The sequence below is a fragment of the Undibacterium sp. TJN19 genome (genome assembly GCF_049339485.1).
GTDB lineage: Bacteria > Pseudomonadota > Gammaproteobacteria > Burkholderiales > Burkholderiaceae_D > Undibacterium.
Window position 1 is genome coordinate 1,538,314 of sequence record NZ_JBMPPL010000001.1, and the last position, 23,401, is coordinate 1,561,714.

Genomic DNA, 23,401 nt, shown 5'->3' on the forward strand with positions numbered 1-23,401 from the left:
CCCGTTAAAATGTGAACAAACGCAAAATGCTGTACTGTTTATCCACGATTGCCTGTACAAAATTATCAGCGACTTTCAAGACTTTTATTTCGAATTAATATGCCGACACCAAGCATCTCGACCACTACCACGACCGTCCCTTCAACAGGCGTTAACTCCATTGACGCACTCCTGACCGGCGTCAAATGGGGCAGTTCAGTCCAGGGCGGAATCACGCTGACTTACAGCTTCCCGTGGTCGTCAGGCAATTCCACTTTTTCCGGACGCAATGGTTCATCAAGCTATTCAACACTGGATGAGCCCAATGCAAGCTTGCACTATGCGCTGACCACGGAACAGCAACAGGCGGCCAGAACAGCCATGCAAGCCTGGTCGAACGTTGCCAACGTGCAATTTACAGAAGTGGCTGACAACAGCAGTGTTGTTGGCGATATCCGGATGGGCTGGACCTCTGTTGAAGACAAGGCCAGCACGGGTGCCAAGGCATGGGGCTGGACCTATGATCCCTCATCTGCCCCACACGGAGGTGATATCTGGATATCAACAGTCAGTTCAGGGGCCAAGAATCCGGACTGGTCAGTAGGTTCTTATAACTATGAAGCAATCGTGCATGAACTGGGGCATGCACTGGGTTTGAAGCATCCCTTTGAAGACGGTGTTATCTTGCCAACAGCCATTGACACCCGTCAATACACCATCATGGCGTACCAGGATATCAGCAATGATATGTTTCGCACCATTACCTATGACAGCGCTGGCAAGCCTGATTTTCATTTTTTCTATGTCGCACCAGAAACCCCCATGGTTCTGGACATCGCTGCCATGCAATTATTGTATGGCGCCAATATGAATTACAAAACTGGCAACGATGTCTACACCTTTGATACCAACAAGGCATTCCTTAAAACGATATGGGATGCAGGTGGCAATGACACCATTTCTGTTGCCAATTTCAGCCTGGGTTGCAAGATTGACCTGACACCAGGCAATTATTCTGACATACGCATGATTTCCGCCCCCAATCCACCCGGATTTACCGGCGGAACGGTTCCCGACTACCTGGGAATAGGAAATCTGGGCATTGCTTACGGTACCTATATAGAAAATGCCATCGGTGGGGCGGGTGACGATACCCTGATCGGCAATGCACTCAACAATACCCTGACTGGCAATGGTGGCAACGATACGATAGATGGTGGCCAGGGGCAGGATACCGTCATCTTTAGCGGCGCACGCAGCAATTACACCATCACAGCCAGCGGCAACTCCGCCACGGTCAAAGCCAAAACCGGCACCGATGGCAATGACAGCCTGGCCAATATAGAACGCCTGCACTTCACGGATGAAAACGTGGCGCTTGATATCAACGGCACGGCGGGTCAGGCTTACCGCCTTTACCAGGCGGCGTTTGACCGCAAGCCTGACATGCTGGGCCTGGGTTACTGGATCGCAGACATGGACAAGGGTTCTGACCTGACCACGGTGGCCGCCGGTTTCATGAAATCGGCAGAATTCCAGAAACTGTATGGCACATCGCCATCCAATGCCACTCTGGTTACCAATTTTTATCAAAACGTCTTGCACAGGGCAGCAGACCAGGACGGGTTCAATTACTGGCTGGATCAGCTCAATACCCACAAAATCACTGCTGCCGGTGCATTGGCCAGTTTTTGTGAAGGGATAGAAAACCAGGTACGGGTCATTGGCGCTATCCAGAATGGCATCGATTATTCAGTGTGGACCGGCTAAAAAAACGCTTAAATGTTGCCGCTGCACAGCGGTTAAAGCTACACACGGGCACCGCTGACGGCTTGCGTCACGGTGTCTGTTTTTTTGCGAGAGCCTGAACTTTTCCACCACTTGCCCTGGCATGCCCTACAATGGCGGCATCAGCTGCGCTACGCACCCCTCCATCTGTATTGAAACGAATCCCATGTCCGAATCCACTGCCTTCAACACCCTGCCCCTGTCTGCCCCCATGCTCAATAACCTGGAAAGCCTGGGTTATAAAGAAATGACGGCGATACAGGCGGCCAGCCTGCCAGTCATTTTGCAGCAGCAAGACCTGATAGCCCAGGCCAAGACTGGCAGTGGCAAGACGGCGGCATTTGGTATCGGTATCCTGGCGAAACTGAACCCCACTTATTTCGCTGTGCAGGGCCTGGTCATCTGTCCTACGCGGGAACTGGCTGACCAGGTCGCCAATGAGCTGCGCCGCCTGGCGCGGGCCATAGAAAACGTCAAGATCATCACCCTGTGTGGCGGCACGGCCATGCGCCCGCAAATCGCTTCACTAGAACATGGCTGCCATATCGTCGTTGGCACACCGGGGCGCTTGATCGACCACATCAGCCGTGGCACGATCAACCTGAAAACCGTGCAGACACTGGTACTGGATGAGGCCGACCGCATGGTCGACATGGGCTTTTATGATGATATCTATGACATCGTTGCGGCTACCTCAGCACGCCGGCAAACCCTGCTGTTTTCTGCCACTTACCCGGATGACATCCGCAAGGCCAGTGAACAGTTGTTGCGTGAGCCGGTCGAAATCAAGGTTGAATCGCAACATGCCGCCAACCATATAGAACAGGTGTTTTACCTCGTCACACCGGAAGAACGCAATGCCGCTGTCGCGACTGTGCTACATCATTACCAGCCGCAGTCAGCAATTGCCTTTTGCAATACCAAAATCCATTGCCGCGAACTGACCGATGAACTGCATGCACAAGGCATCAGTGCACTGGCCTTGCATGGCGACCTGGAACAGCGTGACCGCGACGAAGTCCTGATCCGTTTTGCCAACCAGAGTTGTTCAGTGCTGGTGGCGACTGATGTGGCGGCACGTGGTCTGGATATACAAACCCTGGGTGCCGTCATCAATGTCGACGTATCGAAAGATACGGAAGTACATATCCATCGCATAGGACGCACTGGCCGCGCCGGTGAAAAAGGCCTGGCCATCAGCCTGGCAACACCGGGCGAAAAGAAATGGGTCAGGCTGATTGAGGAATACCAGAACGAAGCCGTTACCTGGGCTGACATTCACGCTCTGGAAGCAGGCCCCACCAGGGAATTGCAGGCCCCGATGATGACGGTCTGCATCATGGGCGGCAAAAAAGATAAACTGCGTCCCGGCGATTTGCTGGGTGCCTTGACGGCTGACCTGGGCTTGAAAAAAGAACAGGTGGGCAAGATCAATGTGTCAGAATTCATGACCTATGTCGCACTGGACCGCCAGGTGGCAAGGCAGACTGTGGACAAGCTGAGCCGTACGAATATCAAGGGCAGGCAATTCAAGATGCGCATCATTGATTAAGCATTGACTAAACTGACCAAGCTATCAGCGCGCCATCAGTTTTACGACAGGGGTATCTGCCGCTAAATTAACGCCAAAATGCTTGAGCAGCAGGCTGCGGTATTCTTCTTCGCCATGAATGCTGCGGACACTGCGTTTGCCAGCATCGGTGATGATGCATTTGCTGTTTGAAATGCTCACACGTCCATGGGGGGTAGCGATGGAACAAATGGATTTCTGCGTAAAATGGGAATCAGGCGACGTCTGCTGGTAAATGCACATGGCTTCGAAATCATCAATGGCGTAAGCCTGTAATGAAAAACGGTATTGCGGGTGTGTACTGCCGTCATCCTTGCCCTGCATGAGCACAAACAACCCACCATCATCAGGCTGCACCTGATAATGCATGCCCAGTTCATGCACGCCTTCACCATCCAATAACAAGGGTGCGCGAAAGCAGTCACCAAAACCGACATCCGCTATCCAGGTCTGGTTTTCGAGTCTGACTTGCAACAGCATGTGATCAAAATCCGGCCCATAGTCCTTGCCATTGAAGACACGCGCAGCAATCCGGCTGACATCAAAGCCCAGCGTCGCCAGCAGCAAGGCAAACGCATGGTTGAGTTCATAGCAAAACCCGCCACGCCGCTGCACGAGAATTTTATCCATCAATGCATGCGCTGACAGGTCCAGCTTTTTACCCAGGCTGATATCCAGGTTTTCAAAAGGGATATGCTGTAAATGCGCCAGATGCAAGGCCGTCAGCGTGGCCAGACTGGCTGTACGCGGCCCCTGATAATGTATGCGGTCGAGATAAGCTTGCGTATCCTGTTCATTGAGCATACAGATGCTCCGAAAAAGTCTGGATGGCGGTGGCATGTTGTGCCGGGACAAAATCGTCTTCACAACTGGCGTACAACATGCCCTGGTAATCCATGCCCAGATAATCGAAGGTGAGTTTGAAAACCTGTTCGTAACAGGCGGGCGGCACGGCATCGCAACCGGTTCCCAGCAAGGCAGCTTTTTTCTTGCGCAACTGACGCCCCAGGTCTTTCTGGATTTTCAGCAAATCAGAAAGCCTGTCCATGAAGATTTTCATCTGGGCGCTTGGTGCATACCAGTACATGGGTGACGCCAGTATGATGCGATCATATCGCATTACTTCAGTGATCAGGGCAAGAAAATCATCCCCCTGATTTTTGAATTCGTAATCATAGGATGCGATCTCATAATCATTGAGATCAATGACCCTAGCCTGGATTTTTTCTGATATCGCGTGAGCGAGCTGACAGGTATTTCCAGTGCTGCGGGACGTACCCAGCAAGATGATGGTGCTTAACTGTGTCATCGTGATTCGTCAAAGCAGATGAAGCCTAGAATATACTCTGCTGCCGGTTTTCTTGCTGACGCTGCCCGATTTGCTTATACCGTCAGACGACGTATCATTGCAGTAGCTGTCGCCGAGGCAATCAAATGCCCGTCCTGGTACAGTTCACCCTCGAGAAAACAGATATCCCTGCCCTGCTTGATGACACGCCCCTTGCCAGTAATCACACCCACTTTGGCAGTCCGCTGGAACGACACGTTCAAATTCAGGGTCGGGGCAAATTCGGCCGCAGCCAAAGTGGCAGCCAGGGCTGGCCCCATGGTGTCGTCCAGCATGGCTGCCAGAAAGCCGCCCTGGATATTGCCAGCCGGGTTGGTGAATTCCGGTTTCGCCTGGAATTGCGTTTCCAGGGTACCCGCATCTGCATCAATGGCGGTAAAGCGCATACCCAGGGTCACTGCGGCTGGCGGCGCTGGCAAAGCACCATCCTGTATCTGCCAGAAAATATTCTGCTTATCCATGTTCATCAACGCATCATCAATAGGAAGGTAAAGGACAGGCAGTATAAACCCTCATTTCACGTAAGCGCGCAATGCCTCATGCAAGCTGCTGGCAGGTAACTTGCCGATCAGGTTTTCCAGCTTGCGCCCGGTCAACTGGTGCGGGCGTTGCCACAGATAGCGCATCTGCATGACTGCTTTCAACAAGGGTGAAAACAGGGCTATGCCCTGCATCATCAGCCAGGGCATGGCTTTGGCTTTCAATGTACGGCCACTCAATTCTTCCAGTGCTGCGTGCACTTGCTGACCAGTGGCGGTGATGCCGGGATAATGCATGACTTCAAACGCGGCCAACTGACTGCGTTGTTCTGCAACACGCACAAACACTTTGGCCAGATCAGGCAAGTACGCCCAGGCATGCGCCAAATCATTGGGGCCCATATGGGTCACCACGCCTTTGTTGACAGACTTGGTAATTGCCATATCCAGCCAGGTGCCAGTGCCGCCGATGAAGTCACCAGCGCGTATGACTACACTGCGCACGCCTTCAGCTGCAGCATCGGCCATCGATTGTTCCATCGCTATGCGTTGTGCCGCCTTGGGCGTATTGGCAACAAAGGGGGCGTCTTCATGCAACACGGCAGGCAAGCCGGCACCAAAGTTATATACATTGCCGGGCACCATCAACAAGGCACCCGTGGCTTTGGCAAGTGTGATGACGGCAGCAGTTGCCGGTGGTAACAGGCTATCCCAGCGGGCATAGTCTGGGTTGACGGCATTCACGATCACGTCCACTTCAGGCACTGCGGCCAATATACGTGCCGTATCAAGCGCATCGCATTGCAGGGTCACTACCTGCGGCAGATGCAGCTCGTCCTGCGCAGACCGCGCCTGGGCAATGACATGCCAGCCAGCCGCAGCAAAAGCATGCACGGCTGCCTTGCCAAAGCGCCCTCTGGCGCCCATTACCAGCACGGTGTTGCCTCTCGGGCGCGTCAAGTTTGATGTCAGGTTCATCATGTTCTTTCAAAAAAGAGACTGTCGGAAAAAGTAAAGCTGACAGCCATTTTCAAGTGAGGCAGAAGTATTTACAATCGACATGCAAACATAGGTTGTATTCAAATTTGAATAGATATAGCGTAGTGATAAATATGTCCAATACACCATTCGACCCCGGCCAGACCGACTGGAACCTGATACGCGGCTTTGTCGCGGTCGTAGAACAGGGTTCATTAACACGGGCAGCGGAGATGCTGGGCCTGAGCCAGCCTACCCTGTCGCGTCAGATTGCTGAACTGGAAAAGGCACTGGGCAGCGCCCTTTTTGAACGGGTTGCCCGTGGCCTGAAACTGACCGCAGCCGGTGAAAACCTGGTGGAACCCGCACGACACATGATGGCGGCTGCACGTTCGCTGGGCATAGCCGCGGCAACGCAAGATCATGAGCTGAAAGGCACTGTACGTATCACTGCCAGTGAAATGGTGTCGGCTTTTGTGCTGCCTGCGATATTGTGCGAGCTGGCGCAATTACACCCGGAAATCCAGATTGAAGTCGTCGCCAGCAACCAGGTCAGCAATTTGCTGGAACGAGAGGCCGATATCGCCATCCGCATGGTCAGACCCACACAAAGCGCGCTGATCGCCAGGCATTTGCTGGACTGGCCGATAGGCATGTACGCGCATCAATCCTACCTGGCGCGATTGCCACCCTTCCCCACTACCGACTTGACGGCTGCTACGCTGCAATTGCCGCATTACCGCTGGCTGGGCATGGACCAGTCTGACCAGTTTATCGCCGGTTTCCGCGCTGCGGGCATACAGATAGACCGCAGCTTCTTTGATTTTCGCTGCGATAACCATCTGGTCAACTGGCAAGCGATATTGCAGGGGCTGGGCATAGGTATAGCCATGCAATGGCTGGCAGGCAGACATAGCCAGTTGCAACAGGTATTGGTCGACCAGGCTCTGCCCAACCTGCCGGTATGGCTGACTACGCACCGGGAATTGAAATCAAGCAAGCGCATACGTACGGTATTTGATTTTCTGGCCGATGCTTTGCTACAGCACCGTTTCTAAAAAACGCCTGCATTGACAAACAACATCCGGTAACCAGGCTCAGGATGATTTTTTACTCATGGTGGTTTATTCAAGCGACAGCACGTAGTCCATTGCCGCATTTGCCAGGACTGCAAATTTTTTGGCATGGGTCGCTGGCAATGCCACCCATTCTTTCATGGGGCGCCCTTTACCAGACGGGTCCCACAACTGCGCATCCGCCAACGCCATGGCCTTGGCATGCGGCTCAGCAGATAACTTGAACACGACTGTTTCTTTATGCTGCGCGATGAATGCCTTGCCATTCACTTTCAGGCAAAGTTTGCCAAACATCTGGCCTGTACTGATACCCTCTTTTCCAGCAAAGACGAGAACCAGTTTTTCATATTCTGCAAGCGCATTGCTCATGCTCTCTATCTTTCTGGATAGGTATTTTCATATGAGTTTCAACATATAGGCACGGTTTGCGCCTGATTCTGGTGGTGGATTTTCTGCCTGCAACCAGCCTGTCGATTCATACAAATGGATAGCGCTTTGCATGGTATCCCAGGTATGCAGGTGCAAGATCAAGAATCCACGCTGTCTGGCAATTTCCATGCATTGCAATAACAACTGCCGCCCTAGGCCGCGACCACGAAAAAGCGGGTTCACATGAAAACCAAACAGTTTGCCCTGCTGCGTATCAAGACGTTCTACTGCCAGGCAAGCGGCAATCTCACCGTTGACTTCAGCCACCAGCTCGATGGCATTGCTGCTACCAGCCAGACCCGCCGATGCAATTGCTGCATCGAGACCAGAAAATTCTACCGTGATACCAAAATCAGCGAGGGATGCGCTGACTATATTGCGTATCTGCGGGTTATCAGCAGGTGCGGCTTTTCGTATGATGTACTGCAATTTCTCAGGCATAATTTTCGGGAAAAAATTCTCTTTCCACCAGCTCAATCAGGATATGCAAGACCTTGATATGCAGTTCCTGCACACGGTCGGCAAATTGCCCTGCCGGAGTGCAGATGTAGACATCACTCAGGTTTTCCAGTGCATCGCTGCGTCTGCCACTGAGCAGAATGACTTGCATGCCCCTGGCCTTTGCTGCCTGCGCTGCACGGATGATATTCTTGCTGGTGCCGCTGGTACTCAGTGCCAGCAGACAATCTCCGTGCCGGCCATGCGCTTCGACGAAGCGCGAAAATACCTGTTCATAACCCAGGTCATTGCTGACACAGGTCATATGTCCCACATCACTGATCGCCATGGCAGGCAAAGGTGGCCTGTCCTTGCGATAACGGCCTGTCAGTTCTTCAGCAAAATGCATGGCGTCGCACATGGAACCGCCGTTACCACAGGCATACACATGCCCTTGCTTCCTGTAGACATCAATCAATAACCGGGCGGCGGCTTCCACGCTTGCCAGTGCGGCGTCATTGCTGAGCAAATTGTCGAGTGCAGTGCGTCCTTCAGTCAGGCTGCCTGTTATGTGTTGCTTCAAACTGTTTTCTGTCATGGTGTCGCTAATAATGGGTTCTGCTTGCTGATGGAGATGAAATCATAGGTAAAAGAGCAGTTTCAATGATGATTCTGCCATAGCTTTGGAAAAGTGCAGCAAATTCAGCACCGACGGTGGCCCCTGCGTACCTTGGCATGTACAGAGTGACAAACAAAAAGGCTGCGCAATTTCTTGCGCAGCCTTTGTGACAGAGAGCGATTAAACAGACGGACTAGCCAGCGCCCAGATAAATGAATTTGAACAGGAAGACTGCCGCTATCGCCCAGACGATGATCTTGACTTCTTTGGCACGTCCGCTCAACAATTTCAGGACGGCAAATGCAATAAAACCAAATGCCACACCGGTTGCAATCGAATAAGTAAAGGGCATCAGCAAAGCGGTGATGGCGGCCGGAACGCTTTCTGTGGTGTCTGTCCAGTCGATTTCAACCAGTTCACGCAACATCAGGCAAGACACATAAAACAGCGCCGGAGCGGTAGCACAGAATGGCACGACGCTAGCCAGCGGCGCAATGAACAAACAGGCCAGGAACAGCAGGCCAACAGCCACGGCTGTCAACCCTGTACGGCCCCCGGCTTCCACACCAGCCGCGCTTTCTATGTAAGCTGTCGTACTGGAAGTACCCAAAAAAGAACCTGCGACGATGGCCGTACTGTCCGCCAGCAGTGCCTTGTTCAGTCTTTCCATTTTGCCGTTGACCAGCAAACCGGCACGGCTGGCAACGCCCATCAGCGTACCTGTCGCGTCAAACAATTCCACCAGAAAAAATACCAGCACGACATTCAGGATACCGACAGACAGCGCACCCATGATATCCAGCTTGAAGAATGTAGGATCGAGCGAAGGCGGCATGGACACGACACCGTGGAAGGTATTGCCGGCAAAGAAAAAACTCAGCACTGTTACACTCAGGATGCCAATCAGAATGGAGCCTTTGATACGGTAACGGTCCAGCGCCACGATAAGGAAGAAACCCAGTATAGCCAAAATGGGCTGCGGCTTGTGCAAGTCACCAATACCCACCATGGTGGCAGGATTGGCAACCACAATACCTGAATTTTTCAGTGCGATCAGCCCCAGGAACAAACCTATACCCACCGTAATGGCGGTGCGTATGGAACGCGGTATCCCATTGACGATCATCTCGCGCAGGCGGAACACACTGACAGCCACAAACAGACAGCCTGATATGAATACCGCACCGAGCGCTGCCTGCCACGGTATGCCCATGCCCTTGACAACGGCATAGGTAAAGTAAGCATTCAAACCCATGCCCGGAGCCAGCGCCATGGGATAGTTGGCATACAGGCCCATGATCATGGTACCGATTGCGGCTGCCACACAGGTCGCGACAAAGACGGAATCCTTGGGCATGCCAGCGTCCCCCAGGATAGAGGGATTGACAAAAATGATATACGCCATGGTCAGGAAAGTGGTTAACCCTGCCAATAGTTCTGTACGGACATCCGTACCGTTTTCTCTTAACTTGAAAAATCTGTCGAGAAAGGAAAGCTGCTGAGGGCTGCCACTGGCAGGCCTGGGTGCATCTTTAGCAGCCGGAATTTGCTCGGAAGTTAACACGTTTGTCTCCTCAATTTTGGATATACCAATTGAACATAATTAGAATTTGTGAAAGGACGATATCCTAAATATTTCCATATCAAAGCTGAAGAATATCTATAGATGCTATTTGAATTTGAATATGTGCAGCACTTGTCTTAGTTTTTTAACCAATAATCCGGCTGTGCGTAGATAGCCTTCAGGGCATCGATAAAAAATCGCGTCTTCACAGGTAAATGCCGTTGTTGCGGGTACACAGCAATGATGTCGTATTGCGGCAAGGCATAGTCATCGAGCACGGTAATCAATTCACCCGAGATCAGTTGCGCCTGTATTTCCCACGAAGAACGCCAGGCCAGGCCCAGGTCTTCGCAAGCCCAGCGGTGTAGCAATTCACCATCATTGCAATCCAGATTGCCAGCCACCTTGATCGTCACAGGCTTGCCGTTTTGCTGGAAATACCAGCCGCGCTGTTGACCGCCCTGCAAGTTGAAGGCCAGGCAATTGTGCTGGGCCAGGTCTTCTAGCGTGCGCGGTATGCCATGTCGCTCAAAATAAGCTGGCGTACCACAGACCACACGACGGTTACTGGCCAGCTTGACCGCGACGAAATTGGGATCGATATTGCCGCCTATGCGTATGCCCAGGTCATAACCCTCACGTATCAGATCGACCACCCTGTCAGTCAGGTTGAAGGAAATCTGCACGGCAGGATTGGCCTTGACGAATTGCGGCGCATGCGGTGCCACATGCTTGCGACCGAATGCGGCGGGGGCTGAGACGATGAGGTGACCGGTAGCCTTGTGCCGCCCTTCAGACACCAGTTGATCGGCATAACCCAGGTCGGCCAGCAATTTGCGGCAATGATCAAGATAGACGGTGCCCTGTTCTGTCAGGGTCAGGTGGCGGGTGCTGCGGTGCATGAGCTTCACGCCCAGGCGTTTTTCCAACGCATCAATGCGGCGGCCCAGCATGACCGGGGTGATGTTCTGGCCCAGCGCGGCACGGGCCAGGCTGCCTTTTTCTACGACATCGACGAAGGCTTCGATTTGGGTGAGTTTGTCCATGGTTTATCCATGTGAATTTGGCATGAAAACCTCTCACCACAGAGGAGGGAAAGACTTCTTGCAAGAAGTCTTCGTTTCGCAAGCGAGTAGCATGCCACTCGAATTCCTTGCTACACCACTGAGGCACAGAGTTAACACAGAGAAAATCTTTGAGAAGCCCATTATTCCATACTTTTTGTATTGAATAAGACGAGAATTTGTCGTCTTATCAGCCATCCATTTTGCCTTTAGCATGTGTTTCAAGATCTATATACACACGACTAATAGCAAAACTGGAGAACAAAATGGCAAAGATGACGGCGGCGCAGGCGGCGGCTTATGTGTTGGAAAAAGAAGGTGTGCATCAGGCTTTTGGGGTGCCGGGTGCGGCGATCAACCCGTTTTATGCGGCTTTGAAGAAGCAAGGTACCATCAAACACATACTGGCGCGCCATGTTGAGGGCGCTTCCCACATGGCCGAAGGCTATACCCGCGCCCAGGCTGGCAACATCGGCGTCTGCATAGGCACTTCCGGCCCGGCAGGTACGGATATGATTACCGGCTTGTATTCTGCCCAGGCAGATTCCATACCCATACTCTGTATTACTGGCCAGGCACCCAGGGCAAGGTTGTACAAGGAAGACTTCCAGGCGGTGGATATAGAATCCATCGCCAAGCCTGTCACCAAGTGGGCGGTAACGGTGCGTGAACCGGCTCTGGTGCCCATGGTATTCCAGCAAGCTTTTCATATCATGCGTTCTGGCCGCCCCGGCCCGGTACTGATTGACCTGCCATTTGATGTGCAGATGGCCGAGATAGAATTTGACCCGGATACCTATCAACCGCTGGAAGTTTATAAGCCTAAGGCCACACGCGCTCAGATAGAAAAAGCGCTCGCCATGCTCAATGATGCAGAGCGCCCGCTGATCACCGCTGGTGGCGGCATCGTCAATGCCAATGCCTCAGCCTTGCTGGTGGAATTTGCCGAACTGACTGGCGTGCCTGTCATACCTACCCTGATGGCCTGGGGCGCAATAGCAGATGACCACCCGCTGATGGTAGGCATGGTCGGCCTGCAAACCGGCCACCGTTATGGCAATGCCACCATGCTGGCATCTGACTTTGCGTTGGGCATAGGCAATCGCTGGGCGAATCGCCATACTGGTTCCATTGATGTGTTTACCAAGGACCGCAAATTTGTCCACATCGATATAGAACCCACACAAATTGGCCGTGTGTTTGGCCCTGATTTTGGCATCGTCTCTGATGCCGGCGCGGCATTAAAATTGTTCATCGAAGTCGCCAAAGAATGGAAAGCCGCAGGTAAACTCAAAGACCGCTCTGCCTGGTTAGCAGATTGCCAGCAACGCAAACGCACGATGCTGCGCCGCACGCATTTTGACAATGTGCCGGTGAAGCCACAGCGCGTCTATGAAGAAATGAACAAGGCCTTTGGCCGCGAAACCTGCTATGTCAGCACCATAGGTCTGTCGCAAATCGCCGCTGCGCAATTCCTGCATGTGTATTACCCGCGTCACTGGATCAACTGCGGCCAGGCTGGCCCGCTGGGCTGGACCATACCGGCAGCACTCGGTGTCTGCGCGGCTGACCCGCAACGCCAGGTGGTTGCCATCTCCGGTGATTATGATTTCCAGTTCATGATAGAAGAACTGGCCGTCGGCGCGCAATTCAAGCTGCCTTATCTGCATGTGGTCGTCAACAATTCTTACCTCGGTTTGATACGTCAGTCGCAACGTGGCTTTGACATGGATTATTGCGTGCAACTGGCTTTTGAAAACATCAATGCGCCAGAGCTGAATGGCTATGGGGTCGACCACATCGCTGTAGTCGAGGGCCTGGGTTGCAAAGCCATACGTGTGACGGAACCCAGTGCGATTGCAGATGCCTTTGCCCAGGCCCAGCGCTGGATGCAAGAGTTCCGCGTGCCCGTTGTCGTTGAAATCATACTGGAACGCGTGACCAATATCGCCATGGGTACCGAGATCAGCAATATCAATGAATTTGAAGAGCTGGCGACGGAAGATGGTCATGCACCGACAGCGATAGCTTTGCTCGACTAAACAATTAGCGAAAAATTTTCAGGTGCCGGACCTCCCCGTCCGGCACCCCGTGAACTCCCGTAGCCTGACTGCGGGAGGCTTACGGTCACTCATTTACAAGGATATGCGATGACCAGACTGGCCGCCAATCTCAGCATGCTGTTTACCGAGCATGCATTCCTCGACCGCTTTGCCGCTGCCGCGCAGGCAGGTTTCAAGGCTGTGGAATTTTTATTCCCCTATGCATTTGAAGTAAAACAGATCGCAGCAAAACTGCAGGAAAATAAGCTGCAACTGGTGTTGCACAACCTGCCTGCAGGTAACTGGGAGGCAGGAGAACGCGGTATCGCCTGCCATCCTGACCGTGTTGATGAATTTCGCCAGGGCGTAGATGTTGCCATCGCTTATGCAAAAGCCTTGAATGTCACACAAGTCAATTGCCTGGTCGGCATACGCCCGGCGAACATCAGTGCACAAGAAGCAGAGCAAACCCTGGTCAGCAATCTGCGCCATGCGGCTGACAAACTGAAGGCCGCAAATATCAGCCTGCTCATCGAAGCCATCAATACCTACGACATACCCGGTTTCTTTTTATCCGGCACGCAGCAGGCACTGAATTTGATACGCGCCACAGGTTCAGACAATATCTTCGTCCAATACGACATCTATCACATGCAACGCATGGAAGGTGAACTGATCAATACCATCAAGAATAATCTGGCTCTGATCAAACATATCCAACTGGCCGACAACCCTGGCCGCTTTGAGCCGGGCACAGGTGAAATCAATTATCACACCATCTTCGCCGCACTGGACGACATGGGTTATCAGGGCTGGGTGGGTTGTGAATACAAACCGCAGAACGGCACTGTGGCTGGACTGGGCTGGATTAAATCGCACGGACTCTAAGAGAAAGACCATTAACCACAGAGGGACAGAGGAAGGAAAGACTTCTTGCAAGAGTCTTCGTTACGCAGGCGAGTGGCATGCCACTCGAATCCCCTGCTACACCACAGAGGAAAAGCAAAGAGAGGAATCTTGTTGATATACGTGACTTAGGAAAAATTTGTTTTTCTCCTGCCTTTCTCTGTGTCTCTGTGTCTCTGTGTTGAGAGGTCTTAAGCAAACTATTAACTTTATCAGGAACTATCATGGCTAAAATTGGATTTATAGGTTTGGGTATCATGGGCGCACCTATGGCCGGGCATTTGCAGGCAGGTGGGCACAAGCTGTATTTGCACGACATCAAGAACCCGCCGTTTGAATTGATAGAGCGCGGTGCAACCGTTTGTACATCCGGTGAAGAAGTCGCCAAGCGGGCGGACATCATCATCATCATGGTGCCAGATACACCGCATGTGGAAGCTGCGTTGTTTGGCGAAAACGGTGTTGCTGCTGGCCTCGAAGCTGACAAGATCGTGGTGGACATGAGTTCCATCTCACCGATTGCCACCAAAGACTTTGCCAAGAAAATCAATGCCCTGAAATGCGACTACCTCGATGCGCCAGTGTCTGGTGGTGAAGTCGGTGCCAAGGCGGCAAGCCTGACCATCATGGTCGGTGGCCCGGAAGCTGCCTTTGACAAAGTCAAACCCCTGTTCGAACTGATGGGCAAGAACATCACCCTGGTCGGTGGCAATGGTGATGGCCAGACCACCAAGGTCGCCAACCAGATCATCGTTGCGCTGAACATACAGGCCGTGGCTGAAGCCCTGCTGTTTGCATCGAAAGCCGGTGCCGATCCGGCCAGGGTCAGACAAGCACTGATGGGCGGCTTTGCTGCATCACGCATACTGGAAGTGCATGGCGAGCGCATGGTCAAACGCACTTTCAACCCTGGCTTCAGGATAGAACTGCATCAAAAAGACTTGAACCTGGCTTTGCAGGGGGCGAAAGCTTTAGGGGTATCTTTGCCAAATACCGCGGCGGTGCAGGAATTGATGAATGCCTGTTCAGCGAACGGCATGCGCGGTCTCGATCACTCGGCTCTGTGCCGGGCGATAGAGATCATGTCGAATCATGAGATTGCCAAGGCTTGATATTAGTTAGCCTTCAACAGTAGTGGATGCACGAAAAAAATTCACCTGGTGCTATGCGGTTTGAAGGCATACTAGATTTTGAAATATTCTTGTAGGTTGGGCTACGGTTTACCAGCCCAACACTGGACCTGTAATTGACACGTACGTCATTGAGCCGCCAAGTGTTGGGCTGATGAAACGTAGCCCAACCTACGAGGCCCGGCCCAAGTAACGAAGCAACAAAAAGTTTTCACGAAAGCCCTGACATGACCACCCTAGCCCCACGCCAGTTCTTGCTCGACCTCTACACCAGCGCCGTCGCCGCGGTCAGCGCAGAGAAATGCCTGCCTGCCTTTTTGCCAGTACCACCAGCAAAAGGCAGAACATTGGTCATCGGTGCCGGTAAAGGCGCAGCAGCCATGGCCAAGGTGGTGGAAGATCATTGGCAGGGTGAACTCTCAGGCCTGGTCGTCACCCGCTACGGCCACGGGGCGGATTGCCGCAAGATAGAAGTGGTCGAAGCCGCCCACCCTGTACCTGATGAAGCAGGCAAGCAGGCTGCAGCCCGCATACTGAACATGGTGCAAGGGCTGAGCAAGGATGACCTGGTACTTTGCCTGATCTCTGGCGGTGGCTCAGCTCTGCTGGCCCTGCCTGCAGATGGTATCAGTCTCGAACAGAAACAGGCGATCAACAAGGCCTTGTTGAAAAGCGGTGCAGCAATTTCAGAAATGAATTGCGTGCGCAAGCATCTGTCGGCTATCAAGGGAGGCCGCCTGGCATTGGCTTGTGCCCCGGCACGCGTGGTGACCCTGCTGATATCAGACGTACCAGGTGATGAACCCGGCATCATCGCCAGCGGCCCCACCCTACCCGATGCCACGACTTGTGCAGAGACACTGGCGATCTTACGCAAATACGATATCGCTATTCCCGCAGAGATATTGCAGCATCTGGAAAGCGGCAAGGGTGAAACACCCAAACCGGATGATGCGCGTTTTGCAGGTCACAGCCATCATGTGATTGCTACGGCACAGGAAGCACTGGAAGCCGCCGCAGCCACGGCGCGTGCGACTGGTATCACACCGTATATCTTGTCGGATGGCATAGAAGGTGAAGCCCGAGATGTCGCCCTGGTACATGCAGCAATGGCAAAGCAGGTCGCCAAACATGGCCAGCCATTCCAGAGACCCTGCGTACTGATTTCTGGCGGTGAAACCACCGTCACTGTGCGCGGCACAGGGCGCGGGGGCCGCAATGCAGAATTTTTGCTGAGCCTGGCAGTCGCACTCGATGGTCACGCAGATATCTACGCCATCGCCTGTGATACTGACGGCATAGACGGCTCGGAAGATAATGCCGGGGCGCTGTATGGATCAGATTCAATAGCACGTGCAGCAGCAAAACAGCTACGCGCGCGCAGCCTGCTGGAAAATAATGATGGCTATGGATTTTTCAGCGCGCTCGATGACCTCGTCGTCAGCGGCCCTACGCGTACCAACGTCAACGATTTCCGCGCCATCCTGATCTTGTAAGACACCACTCAAACATTCAATGACAGCAGGAATACGGTGCAGCGCGCCGGGACGGCTGTCGTCTTCAACAAATGAAAGCAAGCCATGAACCGCAGCCGCAAAGCCAAAATTGTCGCCACCCTGGGCCCTGCCAGCAATAGCAAAGAAATGATCAAGGCATTATTTGAAGCCGGTGCCGATGTATTCCGCTTCAACTTCAGTCACGGCAGCCATGCTGACCACCAGTTGCGCTGCCATATCGTGCGTGAAATCGAGGCAGAACTGGGACGACCTATCGCCATCCTGGCAGACTTGCAAGGCCCCAAGCTGCGGGTAGGACAGTTCGGTGCGGGCCGGGTGATACTCACAGCCGGGCAGGAATTTGTACTCGATAGCGATAATACGCCAGGCGATGTAAAACGCGTTTGCCTGCCTCATCCTGAATTATTTGCCGTCATCACCGCCGGACAATCCCTGTTGCTTGACGATGGCAAGTTGCGCCTTCAAGTCATGGACAGTAATGCCCACAGCATACGCACCCGCGTCATCACAGGTGGTACTTTATCCGATCGTAAAGGGGTGAATGTGCCCGATGCCGTGTTACCTATACCGGCATTGACGGAGAAAGATAAACGTGACCTGGAGTTTGCGCTAAATATGGGCGCAGACTGGATAGCCCTGTCTTTTGTACAAAGGCCGGAAGACGTGGAAGAAGCCAAAGCCATGGTGGCAGGGCGCGCAGGCGTGTTGGCGAAGCTGGAAAAACCAGCCGCACTCGACAGGCTGGAAGAAATTATCGCCGTATCCGACGCCATCATGGTGGCACGTGGTGACCTGGGTGTGGAATTGCCACCAGAACGCGTACCCGGTGTGCAAAAACGCATCTTGCGCGTTTGCCGCAGCCATGGCAAACCCATCGTCATTGCTACGCAGATGCTGGAATCCATGATAGTGGCACCCGTGCCCACCCGTGCCGAAGCATCTGATGTCGCCAGCGCCATTTATGATGGTGCCGATGCAGTCATGCTGTCGGCAGAATCAGCCAGCGGTGCCTACCCTGTAGCCGCTGTTGAGATCATGGACCGCATCATCTGCGAAGTAGAACGCGACCCCCTGTATAAAAACATGATCGCTGCCCAGCATGAAACACCACAAAATAACAAAGGCGATGCCATCTGTGCGGCCCTGCGGTCCGTCACGCAAATCGTTGGGGCGGTGGCTACCGTCACCTACACCACTTCCGGCCACACCAGTCTGCGCGCGGCGCGCGAAAGGCCAATGGCACCGATACTCAGCATCACCCCCAAGATACATACCGCCCGCCGTCTGGCACTGGTCTGGGGCGTGCATTCCAGCGTCAGCGATGTCGTACCCAACGAAGACATACTGGTCGCCATCGCCTGCCGCACCGCCTGGCAGGAAGGCCTGGCACAAGTCGGTGAACAAATCGCGATTACTGCCGGCGTACCTTTTGGTCAGCCGGGGTCGACCAATTTATTACGGATAGCCGAGATCTGGCCGCAGCCCTGACCTAATCCTGACCTAATCCTGACCTAATCCTGACCTCAAGCCCAGACATTGACATCGCTGGCAGTATGAAAATCGGGACGCTGGGGATTGACAACACAAAACCGGTGTCCGGTTGGTGCCTCCATGACCGTCCAGCGTTCCATGACCTTGAAGATTTTTGCACCCAATTTCTCCAGGCGATTTACTTCTTCCTGGATATTGTCGGTTTCTATATCCATATGAATACGGCTGGGATGATCAACCTTTTGCAACAGGAGTTTCGGATCTGTATCAGGTACATCGAGATAGGCATAAGTCTCGGCCCATTCTGCCTCTGAGGCAACTGCCGCATATCCCAAAGCCTGGGCCCAGAAAGTTGTTGCAGGAGCTATATCGTCGACCTGGCAATCAATGACCAGACCTGCCAATCTACTTTTATGCATATTGCCCCCATTGTTTGTATAGATGCACAGGATATCAAAAAAATACTGATCTTATCTTTTGCATATTGAAAACTGATATTGGTTAAAAAACCCTGTTTTTTTGCCTGATAGCCTGAATTTCCCCGCAATGACCCTGTTCGTACGCCGGCATACTTCCCAGGCTTTCCATTCATACCGCCCAGTTGCCACCTGTCCCCGTCATCACGCAATTAGTCGCAGTTCTCTTTCACCTCACTCTGCCCCCTGATATCTTGCAGCCATGGATGCAGACAAAGCAAAGTTTCAACCAACCGGCAAGGGGTTAAAAATGAATACACCGATAGACAATCATCCAGCAGAAAACCAGTTAGTAGTGATTGACCACACACAACCTGAAGGAAATGAAAACATGAAACAGACTACACACAACCCTGTACTCGATTTCGTTAAAAACCTTGCTGATGCCATGGCTTATGTGGGCCAGCAAGCACATGACTGGATCATGCAGGCATCGTGGAAGAAAATACTGTTGGTTTCCTTGCTGACTTTGATGACAGGAGGCCTGATTCATTTGTCGTCGCTGGCAAAAGGTTTAGTATTCGTCTCTGTCATTGTGAAATTATTCGGTAACAAAGAAGAACAAACTCTCACAACACATTGAGGCAGCCCATCAGGTAAGGGACGTAGAGGAAATTGGTATGAAAGACCGCAACGACAATCAGGTGCTTGACATCCTCATGGATGCCAAGGAAGCCGCCACTGAAATCTGGTGGAAGTTTTTTGACTGGCTGGCTGTCGTGTCGTGGACTAACCTGGTCATCGTTTCCTTGATTGCGATGGCCATAGGCGGTGCGCTGGGCATGGGTAATGTGATGCCGCCGCTGGTCTTTTCATCCTTGATGATCAAGAGCCTGGCTGGTGGCAAGCGCCGCGCCGAAATCGCAGCCAGTGCAGCAGCAACGCGGGCAGATGTAGAAGCACTGGAAAGAAGATTGCTGGAAGCCGAGATGGCAGCCTTGCAGGCGCAGATAGAGCCGCACTTTCTGTTCAATACCCTGGCCCTGATAGGTCAGCTCATAGAAACTGATCCCTCACAGGCTGCACTGGTACATGGCCACCTCATCAAATACCTGCGTTCTGCCCTGCCACAAATACGTCAACCGGGCGGTGGCAAGCTGGGGCAGCAGATGGAAATGTCGCGCGCTTATCTGAACATCATGCAGGCACGCATGCAGGAACGTTTAAGCTATCACATAGAGCTGGCGTCTGAGCTTGAGCACTATACTTTTCCGTCAATGATGATACAGACCTTGGTGGAAAATTCCATCAAACACGGACTGGAGCCAAAAACGGCTGGCGGGCATATCAAGGTCATCGCCAGAAAAATTGCTGATCAGTTGCAGGTAGAGGTCAGTGATAACGGTATGGGATTTAACATGAATGCCGATGATGGCATCGGTTTAAGCAATATACGTGAACGCCTGAAAGTACTATACGGTAACAAGGCACAGCTGGTAATAGAAGCGCCGCCAGCCGGTGGTGCACAAGTCAGCATCTTCGTGCCTCTGGGCACAAAGCCCTGATATCAAATCTGGATTTAATCTGCTTCAATAAAACATCTAAAACCGTCTAAAAACTCAAAAAAAGAAAGACAAGTTATGCCAGCACAAGTTACTGCCATGATCGTTGATGACGAGACCCCCATGCGCGAACAATTGCGCGCGCGCCTGAAACAGGCATGGCCAGAATTATCCATTATTGCAGAAGCCGCAAACGGCATCGCTGCCATCGAGCAGGCAGAGGCCGATAAGCCTGACATCATTTTTCTGGATATACGCATGCCGGGCAAGAATGGCATTGAGGCAGCCAGCATTCTGGCGAAACAGGCACTGATCGTTTTTGTGACAGCCTATGATGAGTATGCGATACAGGCATTCGAGCGTGGTGCCATGGATTATCTATTAAAACCGGTAGAAGTAGAAAGGCTGAGCGCCACCTGTGTGCGTCTGAAAGAAAGACTGGCAAAGCAGGCTGAACAGGCAAAGGCCAGTTCATCAGTGGCGTCATCGACAAATCAGTCGGCGCAAGTCGAACAGTTATTAAATCAGTTGATGCAGCATCAGCAAAGTCAGAATCGCGAATATCTGCGCTGGATACAGGCTAGCGTCGGTGCAAGCTTGCGCATGATCAGCACGAAAGAAGTCTTGTTTTTCCGTTCCGATGAAAAATACACACTGGTACAGACCGAGCAGGCTGAATTCCTGATACGCAAATCCCTGAAAGAACTGGAAGACGAACTCGATCCGAAAGAATTCTGGCGCATCCATCGTTCTACGCTGGTGCGGGTGGCCGCGATTGCCGAAGTCAGTCGCGATTTTCGCGGCCGACAACTGGTGGCATTGAAAGGACATGCTGAAAAGCTGGAAGTCAGCCGCAACCATACGCATTTGTTCCAGCAGATGTAATGCAAATTGTCATGGCGCAGATTGCGTTCCACGTAAACCGAGCCAGGCTGCGTCAGCTTGCCCTACAAATGTCCAGACCTTTACTTTACGGTGCTTGCGTTTCTGGATTCATTGATGAAGTCTTGCCACACTTCATCCAGCGGTGCGCCACAATACTGTGCAAACAAAGCTGGCGTATATTCGCCTTTGCTCAAGGCAAGGTTCAGCTTGCGTACGATGTCCTTATCCCTGCGTGTTTCAAGCCAGTAAAAGAAGGTGGATGCGACGGTATAAGCCCTAAGATAACCCTGATTAAGCAAGCTGATTTTCTGTTGTTCCAGCAAATAAAAATAGGGGGCATCAGACTGGTAACCCATCAGTTGTGCATCTGAATTCATCTTCAGTGTCGCACTGATGTCCTTCTCAAAATATTTATGACGTACGTAATCGGCAATGCCTTCCATCACCCAAACCGCCGTCTGTGTGGAAGCGGGGTAATGCTGATTGATATGGGTCAGTTCATGAATCATCATCGCCTGGAAACTATCTGTCATGGCATTCGCTTTGTCAGCGGCAACATAGATGGTATTGCCACTGGCATAGGCGATAACATTTTCCATACCCACTGCAAAACCAGGCATGAGTACGATCTTGATATTCTCATAAGGTAGCGCATGCTCATCGCCATACAAGATGCTGTTAATGCGTGGATACCACTCACTCAGTAATTGCTGGGATTGCTGCATCTGCGCCATGATTTCTGGCGTGGGCTTGAATTCTGCTTCGGTAACGGGCTTAGCTGGCGCTTCATCTGCCAGGGCTGGCAAAGTAATGAAAAAACTTAAAATCAAAGCGAAACAAAAAATAAAGCGATGGACAAAGCGGTTTTTCATTTTAAAAGGTATTTTTTGATCTGGTCAGCAAGCTGAACCCAATTGCTGCAAGTGAGATATTGCACCTGATTTTACTTGTATCCCGTCACCGGTAAAAGCGGGGCCTTGTATCAGTTTGCTACAAAAGAAAAACAGATTCCTGTATTTACTTGCCTCTCCCATACCCAGGCAACACCACAAAAAAGCCTGGATTTCATTTCTCCCAAGTAAAAAAGTATTGGCAAATTGTAAAAATTTGCAATAGTACCCCCTTGTCAATTTGACTTCGACAATACTCTTACCCAGCTGATAGAACTCAAATAAAACTCTTGCCATCAACCCTGGGGAAAACCACATCATGTCTGCGATACACGCGCAAGCCGCATACCGGCAACCAGCTAGTTCATTTGCACAGATCGCAGGCGCGTTTCCAAAGCGCCGCATGAAAATACTGGCGACAGGCAAGCAGAGTGTTTCCATGGCCGTCATGCTTGCTGCCATTATGGGTATTTTAACGATCGTAATCGTATATTTTGTCACCCCTGATCTGCTGTATGACTACAAGGTCTCCAAAGACCCGGTCATTGATACCCAGACAGAGATTCACGGTTCATGCAAGACACGTAAATTTGTCTTTGTCGATTGTGATATGCAGATCAGGTATAAGGTCAATCCAGAAGACCGTGCCATTAAGGAAGTTCACCACAATATCTGGTTTGTCAGCTTCGATCCGCCAACCACAACAGACGCAGTGCGCTACGGCAAAGACCCCAGCATGATCACTACCACCGTCGCGCTTGATCACCTGACGAACCGCATCGTGATGATGGCAGGCTTCACGCTGATGTTTGGCATACTGTCCATAGGTGGAGTCTACTCAGCCTGGAAGTCTTATCGCTTTGGCCGGACGATCAGTGACAAGTTGAATTTGCAACCGGTATTGGCAAATATCAAGAACATACAAAACGAGCGCAATGTCAGTTTTGAAACGCATATTGATGGTGTGAAAAAGAAAGGGCATAACATTTTGCGGAAAAAAGATGTACCACTATTCCTCAGTCCGCAGGGTGATACCGCTCTTGGCGTAGAAGTACCTGGCACGGCTCACGTTATTTTGCTTGATGAAAAATTGACGGTACTGGATTTTACCGAACAAGAAAGAGTGGCCTTGCGGGCGGCAATTATTTTTTAATATCCACAGCTCGCCCAATACCATCTAAGTCTGTTTGAAACTGTTACCTGACTGGCCACCTCGGCCAGTTGATGTGC

23 protein-coding genes are annotated in these 23,401 nt (G+C 52.0%); 12 read left to right on the top strand and 11 right to left on the bottom strand.

Features of this window, described 5'->3' with window-relative positions; translation table 11 throughout:
* Window positions 1–99: 99 nt before the first annotated feature.
* Together ACO0LH_RS06960 and dbpA are read left to right on the top strand one after the other, a co-directional pair.
* Window positions 100–1,749: a DUF4214 domain-containing protein gene (locus ACO0LH_RS06960; RefSeq protein WP_422940303.1), complete on the top strand. Its 1,650-nt coding sequence runs from the start codon at window positions 100–102 to the stop codon at window positions 1,747–1,749.
* 184 nt (window positions 1,750–1,933) lie between these two features.
* On the top strand, window positions 1,934–3,319 hold the full coding sequence (gene dbpA, locus ACO0LH_RS06965) for an ATP-dependent RNA helicase DbpA (protein WP_422940304.1): 1,386 nt from the start codon (window positions 1,934–1,936) through the stop codon (window positions 3,317–3,319).
* A 24-nt stretch (window positions 3,320–3,343) separates the two neighbouring features.
* Here dbpA and ACO0LH_RS06970 read toward each other — a convergent pair whose 3' ends face one another.
* The 4 genes from ACO0LH_RS06970 to ACO0LH_RS06985 form a co-directional block, all read right to left on the bottom strand.
* Window positions 3,344–4,141 (bottom strand): arylamine N-acetyltransferase family protein, encoded by a 798-nt coding sequence (locus ACO0LH_RS06970; protein WP_422940305.1) that lies wholly within the window; start codon window positions 4,139–4,141, stop codon window positions 3,344–3,346.
* Window positions 4,131–4,646: a flavodoxin family protein gene (locus ACO0LH_RS06975; RefSeq protein ID WP_422940306.1), complete on the bottom strand. Its 516-nt coding sequence runs from the start codon at window positions 4,644–4,646 to the stop codon at window positions 4,131–4,133. Before ACO0LH_RS06975 ends, ACO0LH_RS06970 begins: the two co-directional genes overlap by 11 nt.
* A 74-nt stretch (window positions 4,647–4,720) precedes the next feature.
* Complete coding sequence (locus ACO0LH_RS06980) at window positions 4,721–5,152, bottom strand: PaaI family thioesterase (RefSeq protein ID WP_422940307.1); 432 nt, start codon at window positions 5,150–5,152, stop codon at window positions 4,721–4,723.
* Between the two features lie 45 nt (window positions 5,153–5,197).
* Window positions 5,198–6,142: an NAD-dependent epimerase/dehydratase family protein gene (locus ACO0LH_RS06985; RefSeq protein WP_422940308.1), complete on the bottom strand. Its 945-nt coding sequence runs from the start codon at window positions 6,140–6,142 to the stop codon at window positions 5,198–5,200.
* Between the two features lie 134 nt (window positions 6,143–6,276).
* Between ACO0LH_RS06985 and ACO0LH_RS06990 the strand changes: the two genes are divergently transcribed.
* Complete coding sequence (locus tag ACO0LH_RS06990) at window positions 6,277–7,200, top strand: LysR family transcriptional regulator (protein WP_422940309.1); 924 nt, start codon at window positions 6,277–6,279, stop codon at window positions 7,198–7,200.
* Window positions 7,201–7,266: 66 nt separating this feature from the next.
* On the opposite strand, the gene ACO0LH_RS06995 is transcribed toward ACO0LH_RS06990, so the two are convergent.
* From ACO0LH_RS06995 to ACO0LH_RS07015, 5 genes are all read right to left on the bottom strand, one after another.
* Window positions 7,267–7,587 carry a hypothetical protein gene (locus tag ACO0LH_RS06995; RefSeq protein WP_422940310.1) on the bottom strand — a complete coding sequence of 107 codons (321 nt, stop codon included), beginning with the start codon at window positions 7,585–7,587 and terminating at the stop codon, window positions 7,267–7,269.
* A 27-nt stretch (window positions 7,588–7,614) separates the two neighbouring features.
* Complete coding sequence (locus tag ACO0LH_RS07000) at window positions 7,615–8,088, bottom strand: GNAT family N-acetyltransferase (protein WP_422940311.1); 474 nt, start codon at window positions 8,086–8,088, stop codon at window positions 7,615–7,617.
* On the bottom strand, window positions 8,081–8,683 hold the full coding sequence (locus ACO0LH_RS07005) for an SIS domain-containing protein (RefSeq protein WP_422940312.1): 603 nt from the start codon (window positions 8,681–8,683) through the stop codon (window positions 8,081–8,083). Before ACO0LH_RS07005 ends, ACO0LH_RS07000 begins: the two co-directional genes overlap by 8 nt.
* Window positions 8,684–8,897: 214 nt before the next feature.
* Window positions 8,898–10,250 (bottom strand): NCS2 family permease, encoded by a 1,353-nt coding sequence (locus ACO0LH_RS07010; RefSeq protein ID WP_422940579.1) that lies wholly within the window; start codon window positions 10,248–10,250, stop codon window positions 8,898–8,900.
* A gap of 155 nt (window positions 10,251–10,405) precedes the next feature.
* Window positions 10,406–11,314 carry a LysR family transcriptional regulator gene (locus tag ACO0LH_RS07015; RefSeq protein WP_422940313.1) on the bottom strand — a complete coding sequence of 303 codons (909 nt, stop codon included), beginning with the start codon at window positions 11,312–11,314 and terminating at the stop codon, window positions 10,406–10,408.
* A 284-nt stretch (window positions 11,315–11,598) separates the two neighbouring features.
* Here ACO0LH_RS07015 and gcl point away from each other — a divergent pair, with 284 nt between their 5' ends.
* From gcl to pyk, 5 genes are all read left to right on the top strand, one after another.
* On the top strand, window positions 11,599–13,374 hold the full coding sequence (gene gcl, locus ACO0LH_RS07020; protein WP_422940314.1) for a glyoxylate carboligase: 1,776 nt from the start codon (window positions 11,599–11,601) through the stop codon (window positions 13,372–13,374).
* Between the two features lie 108 nt (window positions 13,375–13,482).
* On the top strand, window positions 13,483–14,262 hold the full coding sequence (gene hyi, locus ACO0LH_RS07025; RefSeq protein ID WP_422940315.1) for a hydroxypyruvate isomerase: 780 nt from the start codon (window positions 13,483–13,485) through the stop codon (window positions 14,260–14,262).
* Between the two features lie 242 nt (window positions 14,263–14,504).
* The gene (glxR, locus tag ACO0LH_RS07030; RefSeq protein WP_422940316.1) at window positions 14,505–15,392 is read left to right on the top strand and encodes a 2-hydroxy-3-oxopropionate reductase; all 888 of its coding nucleotides are present in this window, start codon (window positions 14,505–14,507) and stop codon (window positions 15,390–15,392) included.
* Between the two features lie 245 nt (window positions 15,393–15,637).
* Entirely contained in the window at window positions 15,638–16,906 is a 1,269-nt protein-coding gene (locus ACO0LH_RS07035) for a glycerate kinase type-2 family protein (protein WP_422940317.1), read from the top strand.
* Between the two features lie 84 nt (window positions 16,907–16,990).
* A complete protein-coding gene (pyk, locus tag ACO0LH_RS07040) occupies window positions 16,991–18,415 on the top strand; it encodes a pyruvate kinase (protein WP_422940318.1) in 1,425 nt (474 codons plus the stop codon).
* A gap of 35 nt (window positions 18,416–18,450) precedes the next feature.
* On the opposite strand, the gene ACO0LH_RS07045 is transcribed toward pyk, so the two are convergent.
* Window positions 18,451–18,837 (bottom strand): VOC family protein, encoded by a 387-nt coding sequence (locus ACO0LH_RS07045; protein WP_422940319.1) that lies wholly within the window; start codon window positions 18,835–18,837, stop codon window positions 18,451–18,453.
* A 259-nt stretch (window positions 18,838–19,096) separates the two neighbouring features.
* On the opposite strand from ACO0LH_RS07045, the gene ACO0LH_RS07050 reads away from it, so the two are divergent.
* The 3 genes from ACO0LH_RS07050 to ACO0LH_RS07060 all read left to right on the top strand — a co-directional run bounded on the left by ACO0LH_RS07050 (window position 19,097) and on the right by ACO0LH_RS07060 (window position 21,281).
* On the top strand, window positions 19,097–19,477 hold the full coding sequence (locus ACO0LH_RS07050; protein ID WP_422940320.1) for a hypothetical protein: 381 nt from the start codon (window positions 19,097–19,099) through the stop codon (window positions 19,475–19,477).
* A gap of 37 nt (window positions 19,478–19,514) precedes the next feature.
* Window positions 19,515–20,399 (top strand): sensor histidine kinase, encoded by an 885-nt coding sequence (locus tag ACO0LH_RS07055; protein ID WP_422940321.1) that lies wholly within the window; start codon window positions 19,515–19,517, stop codon window positions 20,397–20,399.
* Between the two features lie 75 nt (window positions 20,400–20,474).
* Entirely contained in the window at window positions 20,475–21,281 is an 807-nt protein-coding gene (locus ACO0LH_RS07060; protein ID WP_422940322.1) for a LytR/AlgR family response regulator transcription factor, read from the top strand.
* A gap of 80 nt (window positions 21,282–21,361) precedes the next feature.
* On the opposite strand, the gene ACO0LH_RS07065 is transcribed toward ACO0LH_RS07060, so the two are convergent.
* Window positions 21,362–22,153, bottom strand: a complete 792-nt coding sequence (locus tag ACO0LH_RS07065; RefSeq protein WP_422940323.1) for a basic secretory protein-like protein — start codon at window positions 22,151–22,153, stop codon at window positions 21,362–21,364.
* A gap of 337 nt (window positions 22,154–22,490) precedes the next feature.
* On the opposite strand from ACO0LH_RS07065, the gene ACO0LH_RS07070 reads away from it, so the two are divergent.
* Window positions 22,491–23,324 carry a hypothetical protein gene (locus tag ACO0LH_RS07070; protein WP_422940324.1) on the top strand — a complete coding sequence of 278 codons (834 nt, stop codon included), beginning with the start codon at window positions 22,491–22,493 and terminating at the stop codon, window positions 23,322–23,324.
* Window positions 23,325–23,401 lie beyond the last annotated feature (77 nt).